This is a genomic window from Phyllobacterium brassicacearum (assembly GCF_003010955.1).
Lineage (GTDB): Bacteria > Pseudomonadota > Alphaproteobacteria > Rhizobiales > Rhizobiaceae > Phyllobacterium > Phyllobacterium brassicacearum.
On sequence record NZ_PGGO01000008.1, the window covers coordinates 20,909 to 37,629 of the forward strand.

Consider the following 16,721-nt stretch of genomic DNA (forward strand, 5'->3'; position numbering starts at 1 on the left):
CCGTTCCGGTCAGCAACGAGCTAGCATTCATAAGCCCGCAATGCTTTGTTGAGGGTTGCTGTTGCTGCTGCTTCGTGGAGGCTGCGGGCAGCGTCCAGTATGTCCACAATTCCACACTTTTCATCGTTCGACCTAGCTTTGCCGCCGCCGCAACCCCGCCGGCGGCGCAGGCTGGGCAGGACCGCAAGGAAGCTGCAAATGCCGACCTTCTACTTCGGCGCAGCAGCTACGGTTTCGCCCGGCAGCAAGATCCGCATCATGAGGCTCGACACCTTTTCGCCTGGCCCGAACGGACCGGGAACCTTGTTCTTCAGTGGCGGACGGCTCTTGAGGTAGGCCGCGATAGCAGCAGCATCCGAATCCGACAGATGCGAAAACTGCCGCCAAGGCATGGCTGGGGCGGGAACCCTCCCGTCCAGCCGTCGTCCGCAAGAAGCTCGGGCCATTGCATATTCGGAGAGTTTTGGATTCCAGGTCAGAGCTTCGGCTGATGCACCTGTGTTTTTGGGGATTTCTGCGATGCCTACCTTGGGGGCAACAATCAATTAGTTACTCTTTTCAACGCGCTATGCGAGAATCCCGATATCCGTCGGAGCTAACAAGGTATGTGAAAATAATCCTTCACATAGGAAACAAATCAGTGTATACGCGCAGATGGATGATTTGATGTTCAGTACGGACCTAGGGACAGGGAATACTCGCCGGTCAAACCCAGCCCGAGCAGACTAGCTCGCGGCAAACGGATTTCTATTGCGGAGTGGAGAGCCTTCGAACCTTTCGTGCACCTACCGAAGCATTGATCCTCTCGCAATCACCGTTGTATTTAATGATCAACTGTTCGGCATCATCCTTGTTGAGGTTGAATGCTTCCATGAGGTGATCGACGGTGTAAGTTTCTCCGGCTTTTCCCGGAGCGCGTTTCTTCCAATTGGAAGTTGGCTTATTATCGGTCATTTGAATTTCCTCCGCCCGCTAATGGATGCCGCCTACAGTGGAAACGCTTTCTCCACCTTAGCGTTCCGCACCGCCGAGCGCCTCATCGACTGCGCTGGCTCTTTAGGCCAGGCGCGCCACCCTGGAGCGGGCGAACCATATTGGTGTATTCGATGGGTCCATCATGCGTCAAGCGTGTCGGGTTCGACGTTGCGGATAGCGGTAATGACAAGTGCGCCACTGTCGCTTCTCATGGCTTCCTTGCAACGCACGTTGATGAGTGGAAGGCAAGAGAGGATGAGCTGCTGAAATCTGCGGGCAGGGTACATGCCATCGCCCGGCAACTTGGTGCATCGATCGACTACGACAGTATCGGAGTAGGGGCATTTGCCGGCGCGCACTTTCAGGCGCTTAACCGGTCGGGATGAGGATGCCCGAAATCTGCAAGCGCTTCTCAGCGTGGCGCAAATTCGTATCGCTTCCGGTGACACGACCACCACAACCGTATTCCGCGATGGGACCAACGTTGATCACGAGTTGACGCCTCACCAGATCGTGAACCTGTTCCTACAATCGTCTGCATTCGTGTCGGATGTTTATGCAGCTGCATGGGCGCTGAAAGCACTTGAACCCATTCCGTCTGATTTTTCCGACGACAGCCACTGGCCGCCATACGCCTAATTCAGATTCTACGTCGGACTCGCGCCGCGAGTGCTACCGCCGATGGGGACAGCGGTCGGGTGCTGACTACTCTGGGGACTTAGGGAGGGGTCAGCGACGAAAGGCTGCTCTTGCATGGTTAATAAATGATTGAGCCGCCGTCCGCGCGGAAGGTGTTCCAAAAAAGTGAGGCCTATTGAGACCGAAGCCAAGCGAGCAAACGCATCCGTGAGGCTCGGCGCATGGCAGGGCGAGACCGGCGAATCGCACCGAGCCCCTGCCGGGGAGATGTGGGCTCTCCCGACATCTACTCAATGCCTGCAGCCAGGACACGTTCCGGCTATACATCGAAGTAGCTAGACCGCGATAGACGAGACCCGCTCCACCAGAACGCAAAATACCGGTGGAGCGAGCCTCCGCCAACCGGGGATTGGCGCCATGATACAATACATGGGCTCAATTCTTGTGCAATGCACAAATTTCCTGACGAGGTTGCTTTGAATGGGTCGAGGCTTGGTCGTCACTCACTGCCCAGCGACTGTTCGACCAAGCCTCTACTGCTCGGCAGAGTAAGCGGTTCACCTTACTGCGAAACGAACGCCCCGCAAAGTCATCGTGGGTGGCAAGACTTGGCCCGCAATTGAGTAACAGACCAAGCCTCACTTTAGCTGGGACATTACCATTAGCCAGGCTTTCCGCCAGACGGTAGCTCCGACGACAAATTCCTAAGCCGAACTTGCCGGATACTCATTACAGCGACGGGGCCGGACCGGTTGATAGCCTGGTTTTCAGCTTCCCTAACTATACCACACCCCCACACAATCAGGAATAGAATCATGAACTTGGTGCAACCATCGACGCGCCTGCTCGTGGAGTCATGCGAGCGGGAAGGGCTGCTGCGTAATCAGTGTGCCTATGTGCTGGCAACCGCTTGGCACGAAACCGGCGCCTACAAGTACATGCGGGAAATCTGGGGCCCGACGTCTGCGCAAAAGCGCTACGAGGGGCGTAAGGACCTTGGCAACACCGTGGCGGGCGATGGCAAGAAGTTCATGGGCCGCGGGTTCGTCCAGATCACCGGCCGGCGCAATTACACGGACTGGTCGAGGCGTCTTGGGCTTGATCTGCTCAAGGAACCGCAACTCGCCGAGCAGCCGGAGATGGCCGTCCATATCATCGTCAAAGGCATGAAGCTCGGCACGTTCACCGGCAAGAAGCTCGATGACTACGTGACGCTGTCAAAGTCGGATTTCGTCAATGCCCGCCGGATCATCAATGGCACCGACAAGGCCGCCCTGATCGCCGGATATGCCGAACAATTCGATGATCTACTGAAGGCTGATGGTTATGGCGACGAAGCTCTAGTCGGACCGGCTCCCATAGCCCCGCCAGAAGCATCCACGCCCATTCCCGCCACTCCCGAGCCCGTCAAGCCGCAATCGCTGCTGGCGAGTCTCCTTGCCCTTTTCTCACGGCTCTTCAAGAAAGGAAGCTGACATGCTGTCGTACTCAAAATTCCTCGTTGCCGCTGTCATGGTGGCGCTCTCGTTTGCGAAGTCCTTTTATGGGATTGATCTTGGTGTCGACGAGGTCACGGCTTCGAACCTGATTGCTGCCCTGACCGCCGTGCTCGTGTGGGCTGTCCCGAACCTCCCAAAGGCCAAGTGAATGACCGCGCTGCTTTCATTACTCACGGGTGGCAACGGCGTGTTCATCGGCATTGCAGCGGTCATTGCCGCGATTGCCGGCGCATGGATGAAAGGTCGATCGAGCGGCGCCAATGCAGAGCGTGGGAAGCAGGCCGCACGCGATGCTGTTGCTATGTCAGAGGCTCAGCGGATTGACCAGGCCATTGCCGGGAATGATCCGGATGAGAACCGGAAGGAACTCAGCAAATGGTCAAGATAGCGCTTATCGCCTCGCTGATGATCCTGACGGCTTGCCAGACTATCGGCGGGTCGTTTTGTAGCATCTCGAAGCCATTCCGGCCGTCCCAGGCCACGATCGATGCAATGTCCGATCAGGAAGTCGCCGACATGCTGGCGTTCAATCTGAAGGGCAAGAAACTCTGCGGATGGAAGCCATGACAACACCTGATGATGCGGATCTCCGCGCCCGCGTAAATTCGTTGGAGCACGTCGATCAGTCGATCATCACGCGGCTCAATTCGCTTGAGCAATGGCAGATGCAGTCCCGGATCAAAGAAGGCAGCACAGACGAGAAGTGGAAGAACGTGGACAAGCGCTTTGACGATCTGGACAAGAAAATCGAGAAGGTCAGCGGTATACTCTCCAAGATCATGTGGCTTTTTGTATCTGCCATGATTCTGGGCTTTGTCGCTTTCATCATCAATGGAGGCTTGCGTGTTCCATAAGGTGCTCATCGCTTCACTATTGTTTGTCACCTCTGCAACAGCGCACGATGCGCCATTGGGTTGGCGTTACGGGGCAGAGTGTTGCAGCACGATTGACTGCTGGCAGGAGAAGGATGGGGCTATCAAAGAAACACCAAACGGTTACCGCGTTGTTGCAACCGGAGAGTTGATTCCATACCGCGACACCCGCATCAAGCGATCAAAGGATCAGTTCTTTCATCGCTGTACTACCACAGGTGCCCCATCCATAGACCATTCCATCTGCCTTTACGTGCCAGATAGAGACTTCTGAAGGCCAGACGAGCGCACTTTCACGGATCATGTGGATATTCGTGACGGCCATTATTTTGGCCGTTGTTCCGTTGGATAAAGAGAAAGCACTTTTATCCTCGCGAATTGAACGGAGAAAACGATCATTTCAGATGATCCGAAAAGGGCAGAGAAATTGCAGGCCCAGCCAATAAAGGCCAATCCTATGCCTGAATACAGATTTCAAGAACAGCCAACGAACGAGTATTCACATTGGCTCTTATCGTCCCATGATCGGGACGATTTCAGGAAACTGGACCTGAGTGGTGTGTATTTGAACCTTTCTTAACGGCGCCAGCGCGCTTGCTATCTGAAAGCCCGTCAGCCTCACCGCTGGCGGGTTTTTGCTTCTATGTCCTTCGCCGTTGCTTGCTTTTATGCCAGCGCACCAGCTTTCCGGTGGTCGCGGAGTCGTTTCGAATGCCCTTAACGGGTCGTTATTGAAGTATCCGCCTTGCCTTTGATCTGCGCTCTTTAATAACGATGAGAAAGAATAGCGCTATTACGCCAGCCAAGCCTGGGCCCAAAAGTGCGCACACAGTAGATATATTGCTCATCCTCAGTCCTCCCTTACGTCGAGTGTATCAACAGTGGAGGCGGATCAAACCCAAAACTTTGAGTTTTAGGATTTTCGGCGGCGGGAGTTGCTGTTATGCCACCGTTCCAGTTTTCCAGTCGGCGGCGGTCGTATCTCTGTCGCCGCCCATTTCCTCACGGCAAAGGAAGAATGATCAGGAATGCACCAACGATGGCCACGGCGTCCTCAATGAGTGCCGCCGGGCGATCTTGACCAAAGCTTCTGGAAAGACGCCCACGGATTTCGGCACCGCCCAGAGTGCCAATTACTGCACCGATCATCCCCGCGATAAGGCCGCCTATGACCAATCCGCCACTGATACCAACGGCCGCGCCACAGAATGCTCCCATGACAATGCGTGCACCAAATTGCATCGGCACCTTTCGGCTGGGCGTGGACGGCAGTTGATCGGAGATCAGCTCCGCGATTGCCAGGACGGTAAATATCCACTGTGTGAAGGCATATCCAAGGGACGCGAGCCAACTGTCACCCAGATGCAGCCAACCGAGATAGGCGGCCCAACTGATGGCCGCCGGTGCCGTCATTGCGCGCAAACCCGCTACCACGGACTAATCGTGCCCACCCAAAAGTGAGGCCTGACAATTTGACGGGTAGGGCGGGTGAATCCTCGCCAGGCCTCTGTTGGGGACGGGCTCCAACTCGTTATAAACTTAGGAATGGGACAAATGTTCCGGCTATGTCCAGTAGCCGACAAACGCTTCGTTATCGTCTCCGCTGCTTACTCTTGTACCATCGATCAATCTTGCCAGTCGGTGGCGGCCTAGTAACCGTTTCGACATAAATTCCAGACTCTCTTGCAGCCTCAACGAATGCCTTATTGAATTGTCTCGCTGGCGGCGGAGCTGATCACCGATCAACTGCCGTCCACGCCCAGCCGAAAGGTGCCGATGCCGTCATTGCGCGCAAACCAGCTACCATCCCGATCAGAAGTGCCAAGAGCAAAATCATCGCTTTGTCCAATCCGGAGGCCCGATCCATTGCATATTGAAGATGACACGGACAACGAGCTCGCTGCAACAATAGAAAAATGGATTTGCGCCCGCGCTATGCGGTAGCGTCAGCTCTTAGGCCCGTCGCCTAGGCTTGCTCTTGTGCCAGGCCGCTCATCCCCCGCTGAGGCGCACTCGCAAATCGCGTCGCGCGCCCAACAACTTTAATTGATCTGGAACCAAGTCGAACGTCCCGCATTTCTTGGTCATGCGCGATTCATCCTTCGAACATGTGATGATCCAATCTCCACGCTCGGGCACGGTTCTGAACGTCACTTCCGTAGAACAGGCATCCGAACTCTTGGAAAACGGTTGGACAAAACAGTGCGGCCCCAAACATACGGCGGCCGTGGAAATGTGCGCAAATGCCTTGAAAGAGAAGGCATCGGTGGACGACGCAAGGATTGCATTTGTGGAGGCCGCCAAGGAAATCGACGTTTACGTGGCGGAAAAAACGCGAGCCACAGCCCCGCCCAGGTCTGTCAGGAACAAGGTGAACGATTCAGCGTTTTCGGAAAATGGAGAACGTCCATTTCCCCGCCGTGACAGTTGAGACCGGAAAGCCCGGCGAGGTTCGGAACATCACATCGGTAATGGAGGCTGCAGCGTTCTTATTGACGGAGTGGCCAGGCAAGCGCACACGATGGCAGGGTCTTGCCCGACAGGCCTGCCTTGAGGCAATGGATGGAAATATCGATGCGGACCTCGCGCGAACTAAATTCATCGAAGCAGCCAAGGACGCAAATATATACATTGCGGGATGAGCACCCTTTCCGAATAATTTGGCGTCGTGCGATCGCGCTAACCTGAACGCCGTTTCGGCGTACTCTTATACCACCTCTCCAGCTTCCCAGTCGGCGGAGGTCTCGGCGTGGTCTCGAAGAATATGCCCGCTTAGGGCGGGAGCACATCTTATCTCACAAACACCAGTGGCCGATATTACCTGGCGACCGCAACAGTCTACCCTGCGGTTCCAAATGGGCGAATCCTTTCTCGCGCAAGCAGGCGCTACAGGTGTATCCGGCATCTCAATGACGCGTAGATAATAGGTAAACCATGATTCTTTCGCGCTGTGCGGCTATCGAGGCAATGATTTCATAATCGCGGGCACCTGTGCCGAAGACCTGCATAATCGTTCGGGCCAGGCGGTCATTGTTCTCATAATGGGCCGGGTGTTCGCCAAGCAACTCGCACGCCCTGATGTGCGCGTTCTCCATGATATGCCAATCGTCTTCGCTATAGGTGAGTTGGTCGAAAAGATGCTGTGACATAGAATGCTCCTCCTCCACCAAATGGCGGGAGCGCGTTCCATCTCTCAAGCGCTGGTGTGCCGTTGATATTACCAGCGACAGAAATATTAAAAACCTGATGTTGGCCTGCGTCAACGAGATGTCTTTCAATCCAGGCGCTAGCTCCGCCAGCTAGCCTATGCTCGCTGCGATAAATCTCTGCAGTGCGCTATTTCGGCATTAGTGTCGCTTGGAACCAAAGCCATTCCTGATGGTTGTGGGCTGAGGGACGACGATGATGGTTGAGAATGAAAAGGAGAATCCCAAGGCGAAGGTTGCAAGAGCACTGCTCAAGCAATCCGAGTTGAGGGATGCTCTGCGCAGTCGATACCAGACGGCGGGTATCGACGAACGCTTCCTGGCATTGTTGGTTCGCCTGCGGGAGGCTGAGCCCGAAACGGTCGTTTCCAACAAACTTCTTGGGGGCACACGGGATTTACCATTTCCACACGTGACGGTGTCGATGGGCGCCACCGGTAAGACGGGGAACATATGCTCAGTGGCAGAGGCCGCCGAATGGCTGGTCCTCTATTGGCCAATTGCGAAGGGCGAGATGCTCTCAGAGGCCCGACAAGCGTGTTTTGACGCTCTCGACGGAAAAATCACCTGCACGAAGGCGAGGAATGCCTTTGTCGACGCGGCTCGCGAGGCAGGCATCTATATCAATCAGCAAAAACTCTAAAACGGGCCACAGTCAATCTTTCCGAATGATTTGACCTTCGCGCATCTCGAATACGCCGCTTTCCCCACCTTGGGCGATGAAATCGGACTCAAGCTCGATCCACGTGCCAAGGTATGTGCCGCAAGAGCTGCAGTGGATGGGCGTCTTCGGTTCTATGTTTTGCGTGAGGGTAAGATAAATTGTATGGCATTTGGGGCATTCAAGCTTGTTGTTGAGTTTTTTGCCCACGGCCACTCCGATCGTTATGATTAATTCTATTTATATGCCGATCTGCCGAAACTGCAATTGACCCTCATGGCACTCAGTCGGTTAGCTTTTCACCGTCTGCTCAAATCAATACGGATGATCGTCTGTCATTCGATTAACCCCGCGGTCGCCAAATTACTTTCGCGCTACTTCTACATACCTCATCATCCATGGCATTCACGGCGCAAGGTGAGGCCTGACGCGTTGAAACGGGGTGGCTTCTCACCAGGCTTCTGTTGGGGACGGACTCCAACTCGCTATAAACTTGCGAATGTGACAAACGTTCCGAATGTGTCCGATGGCGGACAAACGGGCCGTTATCTTCGACTCCGTCTACTCTTATGCCACCCTTCCAATTTTCCAGTCGGCGGACGCCGAAGCGTCGTTTTTTGCTGTGAGTGGAGACGGAATTGCGAAGGCTCAAGAGCGTGATGGGTAATCCATTGACTTACTGATGATTTAAGCGCGTTAGTTGAATGTCGTCAGGCATGAAACGGCCACTGACGCTTGAGAGTATCTGCTCCCGCCTATTAACCGCGAGGAGACAGATATGTTGATCGCCCAAAATCTCAAAACCCGCACCCCACTCAAACTCGCCGATGATTGGTTAGTGCTGCAAGCTGCCCATGACAGCGCCTCGAAGAATTTGGGCCGATCCCCAAAAAACCATCCGTATGCCGACCGCTTGGCCAAGCAGGTATTTCGCCTGTTTGATTTGGGCCACCGAGACATTGCCATCATCGCCGCAATCGCAGCCCAAACGGAACGCGCCCAACCCCGACAATCGTACAACATGAACAAGATGCTGACGCTTGTACCTCTCGCGAATGAACAGGCCCGGATATTCCGATTGTCCGGTTGCGGACAGGGCCTTGAGGGTTACCACTAATTGAAATTGGAACCCTGCGACACGCGTCATACGCTGACGTGATGCCTACGGCGCGGCCGTCCCGCAGGACTGAAGCGATTTTGAACGGTTTGTAGTCTTCCATGGTCCCAAACGGTAGCAGAGGGGCGCGTGTTCCGGCACTAATCCTTTTGGATTATCGCGCCGTTCAGATGTCGGAATCCCATAAATGCCAGGCCAGCAAACACGAAATACCGCTCACAGTCAGTATGAATGCATGGCCATAAATAAGCCGGTCTCGGTTGCCTATTCTGGCTTCTTTGTCGGTGGAATCCCCGTGATAGATTTCGACGCCGCTATCGACTGAATAGTCCCAGTCGTTGTTTCGATAGAATGCAAAGTCCTGGTAAGCCTTCCAGATCGAATGCAGGAAGACGGCCAGAAACAGAAGAAATATGAAGAGCAAGTAGGCTATCCCCTATAGCGCGTTCGCTAGAGGCAATATGTATCTTATCGCGCCGCGGCTGCGGGTCATTTTCAGGCGCCTCCTTTCGTCGAGACATGCCTGTCCGTCCCCATGCCAGACAGAGTTTCAATGTTCAAATTGTGTTTGGAACGGCCGTCGCTACCGCGTTGCCCATAAGATGGTCTGGTGCAGGAAAAGAGTCAAGGTTGGAGGAAATTTATCCTATTCCATTGCCAACGTATCGCCTAGGGAGTCCCTGATACGCGATTGGAGAGCGCTCCTACGAACTACTATGCGCTACAGCGCCGGCATTACCCGTACTTGGTCTGCAAACGACAATGGTGGCGTTGACCGTCGGGATTTATGGTAGCCGCCGTAAATACGCTTTCAAAAGCGAACAGGTTTGATATGAATATTTAGGGGATCAGCCGGGGGGCAAAATTGAGCGAAGAATCGACTGTAAGCGAAACAATAGATTACAAATCCCGATATCCTTCATTGCATCGAAAACCCAAACGAACGGTCTGGATTGTTGCCGGAGTTCTTGCAGCGTGCCTGTTGGGGTATTGGCTGTTTTTCAACTCATTCGAGAGGGGCCGTGATGCTCTACTCGCAAAAAATTATACAGAGGCACTAAGACTGCTAGAGCCGTGGGCCAAAGGGGGGATGGCCCCCGCCCAGACACTGCTTGGAATAATGTACGAAAGAGGCGACGGTGTTCAGCGGGACAAAGCTATAGCGGCGGATTATTACAGAAAGGCTGCCGAGCAGCGATTTGCACCAGCGCAAGTCGCCCTTGGTGTCCTATACAGTAGCGGCGATGGGGTACCAAGAGACGACAAGTTGGCCGCCGAATGGTACCGCAAAGCGGCGATGCAAGGTAGCCCGGAGGGACAAAACAATCTTGGCTACATGTATGAGGTTGGCTCCGGGGTGGCCCAGTACTATGACCTTGCGGTCTACTGGTATCGCAAGGCTGCCGAGCAGGGGTTTGGTCCAGCTCAGGCGAATATCGGTCAGTTGTACTTGGAAGGTAAAGGCGTTCCCAAGGACGACACCATAGCTTTTGAGTGGCTTAATAAGGCAGCCGTCCAGGAAGTTGCCGGTGCGCAAACCAACGTCGGCTACCTTTACCTCATGGGACAGGGCGTGAAGCAGGACGATGCAGCTGCTTTAAGTTGGTTCAATAAGGCTGCAGCACTCGGTGAGCCCGTTGCGCAGCGCAATCTCGGCTTAATGTACTATCGTGGTAGAGGTGTAGAGCAAAGCAACAGCAGAGCGGCGGAATGGCTCAAGAAGGCATCCGACAATGGCGACGAACCAGCAAAAAAAGCCATGGAAGAGATGGCGGGTGCGGGCATTATTTCAGGGACTTAGAAACTTGTTGCCCGGGGTTGGGGGGCTGGCAATCGCCATGCGGGCTTCCCCGAAATTGCATTGTATCGGTCGTGGTTGGGTTCGGTTGAGACCACAATGGAAGTAGCTTGTCTATTCCATCTCCGGCACATCGCCAGACTGAAACAGGATTGTCGGTGGTCCATAAGTGCCAGTGTCAGCATCGGCGTCACGGCTCCAGGCCAACACGCCCGCGCAGCTTGCAGCCAGGGAGCGGGCCATCCGCGTAGCATCTCCTTCAGTGTCGAACTGCATGGGATCATATGCCGGCACAAGCTGACAATCGTCAGCTCGAGTGAATGCAACAACGAGAATGTGGCGGGCAGTGTCCATGAGACACAATCCTACCATTGGCCGAGAATGTCACGCTTGAGTTGGCTCACTAGTCCGAAGTGGTGGGGGCTGCCACGTCGACACCAACCAGGCGTAGGAGTACCGTGTCATTTGTAGTGAAGCGGGAGGTTACCATGCGGACATGTGTATCAGGTCTAGCTCTTGCGGTTCTCATAGCCATGGGTGGCCTCAGTGCGGCATTGGCCCAGGCTACCACAAGCATCAAATGCTCGGACGGCTCTGTGGTAACCGTCACCACCGGTACGAAACGGGGCTCGTGTGGCAAGCCCTGGAGCGATAACGGAGTGACTTGCGTGGACAGTGGGAACTCCGCGAGTGGGGGTTGCATTAAAGGTAAGCCCACGTGTGGAAACTCCGAGGGTGCCGGTGAGTGCACTATCAAGTCTGTTTCCACCAACACGCCGGGGACAAAAGTGCCGCGGGGCAAAACTCCCGTCCCGGGAATGAAGCCAATGAAGGCTGCACCGAGTATATCAAACTAGCGGCTAGCCGGACCAGGAGCCCGTAACCTATCAGAAATGCGCCGATGAGATTTAACCATGGGCCGGCCCCTTCGGTTGGCTACAGGATATTCTAACGGGTAGTGGCGACTTGAAGCCAAATCTCCAATGGTCGAAGTGCAGGATAAAAGCCAGTTAGACCAGCATGGAAGGATTTGGTCATGTTTGAAGGAACAACCAAAGAACATGAAATTGCACAACAAATTTTGCGTTGTGCAACCTTGCTTTCCGTGAATCTCCTAAGTAATTGAAATCCTACAGTGCGGACGTGGCGAAACTGGTAGACGCAAGGGACTTAAAATCCCTCGGCCATAGGTCATGCGGGTTCGACCCCCGCCGTCCGCACCACGAAGAGCCATTCCTGACAATGTGATCGCCGCTGAAACTGCCCCGGAGCCACGACGGGTGGATTTGGAATTCAACTTCGAATACAAGCGGCGCACTTAACAGTGTGAGAAAGCGATGCCTGCCATTTCGGTCCAATCTCCTGGCGACAGGATTAGAGGGTTTGCCTCGGAAAATCCGGCGCTGCTGTTCGTATTGTTATATTTCGCCTTCCAGATCTTCTTTCTGACCACCATCTCAAACGGCGCGGGTGTCGATGATGCTGAACAACTGGCCTATGTAGGAGCTCTGCAGTGGGGCTATGGCGGTTCACAGCCGCCGCTTTACACCTGGATAAACAGCATTGCGGGCAGTGTGCTCGGGATCAGCCTGTTCACGATCTACTTGGTAAAGTTCGGAATGCTGGCCAGCTTATTCGCAAGTGTTTATTTCGGCGCGCGCTTGCTCGGTCTTTCCCGGACGGTGGCTGCTGCGGGGATGGTGGGAATCTTTATGCTTCCACAGATCGCCTGGGAATCCCAACGCACGCTCACGCATTCCGTGGGCGCAACGACCGGCTGCGCTTGGGCGTTTCTGGCGTTCGCATGGCACATGAAATCGCGTTCCTGGCTTTCTGCCATGCTTTTGGGGCTCGGGTTTGCCTGCGCTTTGCTGGGAAAGTTCAATGCTAGCTTCTTCCTTCTCGCGCTTATCCTGGCCGGCATTTCAATACCGGTCTACCGTTCGGTGTTGCTGTCGCGCACGAGCATTCTGGCAGCACTCGCGTTTGCTGCAGCCATCGCACCGACGGGACTCTGGGCGCTCGCACACACGGAAAACCTGCTTGCGCGTACTCACAAGTTTGAGATGAACTCCGGTGGCCAGTTTTTCATCAGCAGGCTTCATGGTGAATGGAAGCTGTTTCTCAACAGCGTTCTATTTGCTGGCGTTGCGCTCGCGTTCTCTGCAATCGCTTGGTGGCGAAGCCGCGCAGATCAGGCTCCCGAAAAGCGGGTCTGGGCCGATGCCGAAAGGCTCATTGCCAGAATTCTGATTTTTGCACTGGCCGGCGTCTTCGTCGGGGTCCTCATCAGCGGTGCAGCTGAGGTCAAGGATCGATGGCTGCAGCCCATCCTCTTCCTCTCTCCATTGTTTCTTGCCATTGTTCTTGAGCGCTCCACTGCAAGTCATCTACCGCTGAAACGCTTCGCCGTGGTCGGTGCAATCTGCGCTTTGATTGTCATACCAGGGTTGGCGATCAATATGCTGTATGCCCGCGATGGCAAGGCGCCTTCGATCGGCCAGTTGGACTACGCAAGGTTATTTGCTGTCACCCGTGCCGAGGGGGCATTCGGCACTGTCGTCTCCGACGGTCCGCAATTGCCCGGAAATCTGCGTCTGTTTGACAACTCCATCACGCCGGTGCATGCGGAAATGCCAAACGCTGCGTCGCGCATCCATTTGCCGGCACTGTTCGTCTGGTTTGGCGAAGGGATGAACCCGACGGTCTTGGGACTAATGAACGGAGCTGGCATTGTGATGCCACCTGCCAACATCAAATCGATCGAACTCACGTACAAATATTATCCGGATCGCTCGGAGAAAGTGAGCTACGTCATCCTCCCGGCCCGTTGAGGTTCAGAGGGCGGAAGGCTCTGTTCCAGAGATCAATCCTCGACGAATACCTCATCGCGCTTCTTGCGAATGCTCGGCAGCAGCACAACTACGAGGACCCCCACGGCGAGCAGCAGGAGAATGAGGCTAATCGGCCTTGTCAGAAAGGTCGTGGGGTCGCCGCGCGACATGATCATGGCACGGCGCAGGTGCTCTTCGAGCAGGGGCCCGAGAACGAATCCAAGCAGCAAAGGTGCCGGTTCACAACGCAACTTCGCAAGCCCGTAGCCCATAAGGCCAAAGAAGGCGACGGCATAGAGGTCAAAGACATTGGAGTTGACGCTGTAAACGCCGATTGAGCAGAACGCGATAATGGCGGGGAACAGCATATAATAGGGAATCGTCAGCAATTTTACCCACAGCCCGATCAATGGCAGATTGAGCAGTATCAGCATGAGATTGCCGATCCACATCGAAGCAATGATTCCCCAAAATAAGGCTGGCTGCTCGGTGGCGACGTTGGGGCCAGGCACGATACCCTGGATGATCATCGCACCGATCATCAGTGCCATCACGGGATTGGCGGGAATGCCAAGAGTAAGCATCGGGATGAAGGATGTTTGAGCGCCGGCATTGTTGGCTGATTCCGGGCCAGCTACACCGGCAATCGCGCCCTTCCCGAATTCCCCGGGGGAATTGGAGATACGTTTTTCGACCGTATAGGAGGCAAAGGATGCGAGAATTGCCCCGCCACCGGGCAGAATCCCGAGCGCCGAACCAATTGCGGTGCCTCGGAGGATCGGAGCTGTCATCTGCTTCCAATCCTCGCGCGTTGGCCAGAGATTGGTGACCTTCTTGATCATCACATCGCGTTCATGCTCGTTTTCGAGATTGCGCAGGATCTCCGCAATACCAAATACCCCGACCGCAAGTGCGACGAAATTCAGGCCATCCGAAAGTTCCAGGATACCAAGGTTGAAGCGTGGGGTCCCCGTGTAAATGTCGGTGCCAACAAGGCCGAGAAGGAGGCCGAGCACGACCATGCCGAGCGCCTTGACAACCGAGCCATGTGCCAGCGCGATCGAGGAAACGAGGCCGACAATCATCAGCGAGAAATATTCGGCCGAGCCGAATTGCAAAGCAATGGCCGTCAATGGTGGTGCAAACACCGCAACCAGGACTGTCGATACTGTTCCAGCGAAGAACGAGCCGATGGCGGCGATAGCCAGTGCCGCTCCCGCCCGCCCCCTGCGCGCCATCTGATACCCGTCGATAGCGGTCACCGCAGACGAAGATTCGCCCGGCATGTTGATAAGGATAGCTGTGGTCGAGCCGCCGTACTGTGCGCCGTAATAAATGCCGGCCAGCATGATGAGAGAAGAAACCGGTTCCAGTTGGAACGTAATCGGCAAGAGCATGGCAATGGTCGCCGTTGCGCCAATGCCGGGAAGCACGCCAATGAGTGTTCCCAGCAGGACTCCGGTCAGACAGAATAACAGATTCCAAGGCGATGCCGCTGTGGCAAATCCGAGGGCGAGGTTACTGAGAAGATCCATGCTTCGCCCCTCACAGTCCAAGCCAAGGGCCGAAACGCCGGAAGGGCAGGCCGAGAGCATAGCTGAAAACGATTACAGAAAAGAGTGTCAACCCGCCCACCAGGAGAAGGGCAGTTCCGGGCCGCATTCTGGTGCTGGCAAAAGCCGCGAGGAGACCAGTCAAGAACAACGAAGGAACAAATCCCAAACCGCGCACCGTCAAGCCAAAGAAAATGGGGGCGGGCAGTATGAACAGCAAGCCACGCCAGGCGATCGGGCCCATTGGCTCGTGCTCGAGCTGTGTGCCCTGAATGATGACGATAATGCCGAGTAGCACAAGGATACCCGCAAGGACGAGGGGAAAATATCCGGGGCCCATGCGAAACGCCGTTCCGAGTTCAAGACCATAGGCCTGAATGGCGAAGAACAGGCCAACCGCAATAAAAAGCAGTCCACATATCAAATCGCGCATACTGAAGCTCAATGATTTCATGCGTTCCTCCTCCGCCGTTCTTTTGGTTCCTTTGAAGGATCAGGAGCGGCTGTCCGCTCCTGATCCCGCATTGGTCAGTCGGCGTATTGACCGGCAGCTTCGATGACCGGCTTCCAGCGCGTCACTTCACTTTCAAGCTTTGATTTGAGCCCTTCCGGAGTGGCTTCCGCATCCGTTACGGGTACTGTCCCGAGTTCGGCAAAGCGGGCGACAACGTTCGGATCTTTCAGCGCCTTCTGCAGCGACGCCGACAACTTTTGCGTGACTTCAGCAGGTGTGCCTTTCGGTGCGTAGATACCGTGCCAAATACCAACCTGCATGCCTGGCAATCCGGATTCGGCGACTGTTGGCAGGTCAGGAAGTGCATCCAGGCGCTTTGCTGATGTCACGGCATATGCTTTGATCGTGCCGCCCTTGATCTGTTTCGTGGTGTTGGTGGTCTGGTCGCACATCAAATCGACCTGCCCGCCAAGCAAATCGGTCATGGCGGGACCGGTGCCCTTGTAGGGAACGGTCACCAGCGGCGTTTTGATCTCGCTCATGAACAACATGCCGCACAGATGGGATGCGGCACCAATACCGGCATTGGCAAGACTGACTTTGTCGGCATTTGCCTTGACGTACTCAATCAGGCCTTTCATGTCCGTAGGCTCGAAATCCTTCTTGGCGACGATCGTCATCGGAACGTCTGTGACGAGCCCGACATACTCAAAAGCGTTCATCGTGTCATAAGGCAGCTTGCGGTATAACGTGGCACTCGTTGCCATTCCGATGTGGTGGAGAAGAAGGGTGTATCCATCCGGTTCAGCCTTCGCTACCTGAGATGCTCCGAGCGTGCCGCCGGCGCCGCCAACGTTCTCCACGATGATTTGCTGACCGAGATCTTTCGACATTGATTCTGCAACAAGGCGCGTCACCGTGTCAGTCGGGCCGCCCGCTGCGAAAGGCACCACCATGGTGATGCTGCGCTCGGGATAACCCTGGGCCCCGGCCGTGCCGGAGACCAAGGCAAGGGCTGCGGTCGCAGCAAGAAAAATAGAGAGTTTATGCATCGATGTTCCTCCCAGACATGCATTCAGACAGCTTTAACGCATTCATGCCGGTGGTGCCGCT

Annotated in this window: 22 protein-coding genes and 1 tRNA gene; 14 read left to right on the forward strand and 9 right to left on the reverse strand. The window is 55.1% G+C overall.

Annotated elements, in window-relative coordinates:
* Nucleotides 1–209 precede the first annotated feature (209 nt).
* Nucleotides 210–545: a c-type cytochrome gene (locus CU102_RS12005; protein WP_106711350.1), complete on the reverse strand. Its 336-nt coding sequence runs from the start codon at nucleotides 543–545 to the stop codon at nucleotides 210–212.
* 202 nt (nucleotides 546–747) lie between these two features.
* Nucleotides 748–954 carry a hypothetical protein gene (locus tag CU102_RS12010; RefSeq protein ID WP_106711351.1) on the reverse strand — a complete coding sequence of 69 codons (207 nt, stop codon included), beginning with the start codon at nucleotides 952–954 and terminating at the stop codon, nucleotides 748–750.
* A 152-nt stretch (nucleotides 955–1,106) separates the two neighbouring features.
* Here CU102_RS12010 and CU102_RS12015 point away from each other — a divergent pair, with 152 nt between their 5' ends.
* From CU102_RS12015 to CU102_RS12040, 7 genes are all read left to right on the forward strand, one after another.
* Nucleotides 1,107–1,361: a hypothetical protein gene (locus tag CU102_RS12015; protein WP_245425310.1), complete on the forward strand. Its 255-nt coding sequence runs from the start codon at nucleotides 1,107–1,109 to the stop codon at nucleotides 1,359–1,361.
* Nucleotides 1,362–1,392: 31 nt separating this feature from the next.
* A complete protein-coding gene (locus CU102_RS31240; protein ID WP_106711352.1) occupies nucleotides 1,393–1,614 on the forward strand; it encodes a DUF4376 domain-containing protein in 222 nt (73 codons plus the stop codon).
* An 815-nt stretch (nucleotides 1,615–2,429) separates the two neighbouring features.
* Nucleotides 2,430–3,089, forward strand: a complete 660-nt coding sequence (locus tag CU102_RS12025; protein WP_106711353.1) for a carboxypeptidase — start codon at nucleotides 2,430–2,432, stop codon at nucleotides 3,087–3,089.
* Nucleotide 3,090: 1 nt separating this feature from the next.
* Nucleotides 3,091–3,261, forward strand: a complete 171-nt coding sequence (locus CU102_RS29815; RefSeq protein ID WP_166648534.1) for a hypothetical protein — start codon at nucleotides 3,091–3,093, stop codon at nucleotides 3,259–3,261.
* On the forward strand, nucleotides 3,262–3,501 hold the full coding sequence (locus CU102_RS12030) for an ABC transporter permease (protein ID WP_106711354.1): 240 nt from the start codon (nucleotides 3,262–3,264) through the stop codon (nucleotides 3,499–3,501).
* Entirely contained in the window at nucleotides 3,489–3,680 is a 192-nt protein-coding gene (locus tag CU102_RS12035) for a hypothetical protein (RefSeq protein WP_106711355.1), read from the forward strand. Before CU102_RS12030 ends, CU102_RS12035 begins: the two co-directional genes overlap by 13 nt.
* On the forward strand, nucleotides 3,677–3,967 hold the full coding sequence (locus CU102_RS12040; protein ID WP_245425311.1) for a hypothetical protein: 291 nt from the start codon (nucleotides 3,677–3,679) through the stop codon (nucleotides 3,965–3,967). The genes CU102_RS12035 and CU102_RS12040 overlap by 4 nt, the downstream gene beginning before the upstream one ends.
* Before the next feature lie 1,020 nt (nucleotides 3,968–4,987).
* Here CU102_RS12040 and CU102_RS12045 read toward each other — a convergent pair.
* Nucleotides 4,988–5,398 (reverse strand): DUF4126 domain-containing protein, encoded by a 411-nt coding sequence (locus CU102_RS12045; RefSeq protein WP_106711357.1) that lies wholly within the window; start codon nucleotides 5,396–5,398, stop codon nucleotides 4,988–4,990.
* Nucleotides 5,399–6,098: 700 nt separating this feature from the next.
* Here CU102_RS12045 and CU102_RS31120 point away from each other — a divergent pair.
* Together CU102_RS31120 and CU102_RS31125 are read left to right on the forward strand one after the other, a co-directional pair.
* Nucleotides 6,099–6,416: a DUF982 domain-containing protein gene (locus CU102_RS31120; RefSeq protein ID WP_425351543.1), complete on the forward strand. Its 318-nt coding sequence runs from the start codon at nucleotides 6,099–6,101 to the stop codon at nucleotides 6,414–6,416.
* Nucleotides 6,382–6,627 carry a DUF982 domain-containing protein gene (locus tag CU102_RS31125; protein ID WP_106711564.1) on the forward strand — a complete coding sequence of 82 codons (246 nt, stop codon included), beginning with the start codon at nucleotides 6,382–6,384 and terminating at the stop codon, nucleotides 6,625–6,627. The genes CU102_RS31120 and CU102_RS31125 overlap by 35 nt, the downstream gene beginning before the upstream one ends.
* Before the next feature lie 264 nt (nucleotides 6,628–6,891).
* Here CU102_RS31125 and CU102_RS12065 read toward each other — a convergent pair whose 3' ends face one another.
* Entirely contained in the window at nucleotides 6,892–7,134 is a 243-nt protein-coding gene (locus CU102_RS12065; protein ID WP_133624648.1) for a hypothetical protein, read from the reverse strand.
* A 253-nt stretch (nucleotides 7,135–7,387) separates the two neighbouring features.
* Here CU102_RS12065 and CU102_RS12070 point away from each other — a divergent pair, with 253 nt between their 5' ends.
* Entirely contained in the window at nucleotides 7,388–7,834 is a 447-nt protein-coding gene (locus CU102_RS12070; RefSeq protein WP_106711360.1) for a DUF982 domain-containing protein, read from the forward strand.
* 796 nt (nucleotides 7,835–8,630) lie between these two features.
* Nucleotides 8,631–8,969 (forward strand): hypothetical protein, encoded by a 339-nt coding sequence (locus tag CU102_RS12080; protein WP_106711362.1) that lies wholly within the window; start codon nucleotides 8,631–8,633, stop codon nucleotides 8,967–8,969.
* Between the two features lie 166 nt (nucleotides 8,970–9,135).
* On the opposite strand, the gene CU102_RS12085 is transcribed toward CU102_RS12080, so the two are convergent.
* Nucleotides 9,136–9,393 (reverse strand): hypothetical protein, encoded by a 258-nt coding sequence (locus CU102_RS12085; RefSeq protein WP_106711363.1) that lies wholly within the window; start codon nucleotides 9,391–9,393, stop codon nucleotides 9,136–9,138.
* Between the two features lie 441 nt (nucleotides 9,394–9,834).
* Here CU102_RS12085 and CU102_RS12090 point away from each other — a divergent pair, with 441 nt between their 5' ends.
* On the forward strand, nucleotides 9,835–10,770 hold the full coding sequence (locus CU102_RS12090) for a tetratricopeptide repeat protein (protein ID WP_133624652.1): 936 nt from the start codon (nucleotides 9,835–9,837) through the stop codon (nucleotides 10,768–10,770).
* Nucleotides 10,771–10,881: 111 nt separating this feature from the next.
* On the opposite strand, the gene CU102_RS12095 is transcribed toward CU102_RS12090, so the two are convergent.
* Complete coding sequence (locus tag CU102_RS12095; RefSeq protein ID WP_106711365.1) at nucleotides 10,882–11,121, reverse strand: hypothetical protein; 240 nt, start codon at nucleotides 11,119–11,121, stop codon at nucleotides 10,882–10,884.
* Between the two features lie 783 nt (nucleotides 11,122–11,904).
* Here CU102_RS12095 and CU102_RS12100 point away from each other — a divergent pair.
* A tRNA-Leu gene (locus CU102_RS12100) sits at nucleotides 11,905–11,990 on the forward strand.
* Between the two features lie 114 nt (nucleotides 11,991–12,104).
* The gene (locus CU102_RS12105; RefSeq protein WP_106711366.1) at nucleotides 12,105–13,601 is read left to right on the forward strand and encodes an ArnT family glycosyltransferase; all 1,497 of its coding nucleotides are present in this window, start codon (nucleotides 12,105–12,107) and stop codon (nucleotides 13,599–13,601) included.
* A 32-nt stretch (nucleotides 13,602–13,633) separates the two neighbouring features.
* Here the strand turns inward: CU102_RS12105 and CU102_RS12110 are convergent, their stop codons facing one another.
* From CU102_RS12110 to CU102_RS12120, 3 genes are all read right to left on the reverse strand, one after another.
* A complete protein-coding gene (locus CU102_RS12110) occupies nucleotides 13,634–15,136 on the reverse strand; it encodes a tripartite tricarboxylate transporter permease (RefSeq protein ID WP_106711367.1) in 1,503 nt (500 codons plus the stop codon).
* 10 nt (nucleotides 15,137–15,146) lie between these two features.
* Nucleotides 15,147–15,608, reverse strand: a complete 462-nt coding sequence (locus CU102_RS12115; RefSeq protein WP_106711368.1) for a tripartite tricarboxylate transporter TctB family protein — start codon at nucleotides 15,606–15,608, stop codon at nucleotides 15,147–15,149.
* A gap of 74 nt (nucleotides 15,609–15,682) precedes the next feature.
* Nucleotides 15,683–16,660: a tripartite tricarboxylate transporter substrate binding protein BugD gene (locus CU102_RS12120; protein ID WP_106711369.1), complete on the reverse strand. Its 978-nt coding sequence runs from the start codon at nucleotides 16,658–16,660 to the stop codon at nucleotides 15,683–15,685.
* Nucleotides 16,661–16,721: the final 61 nt, after the last annotated feature.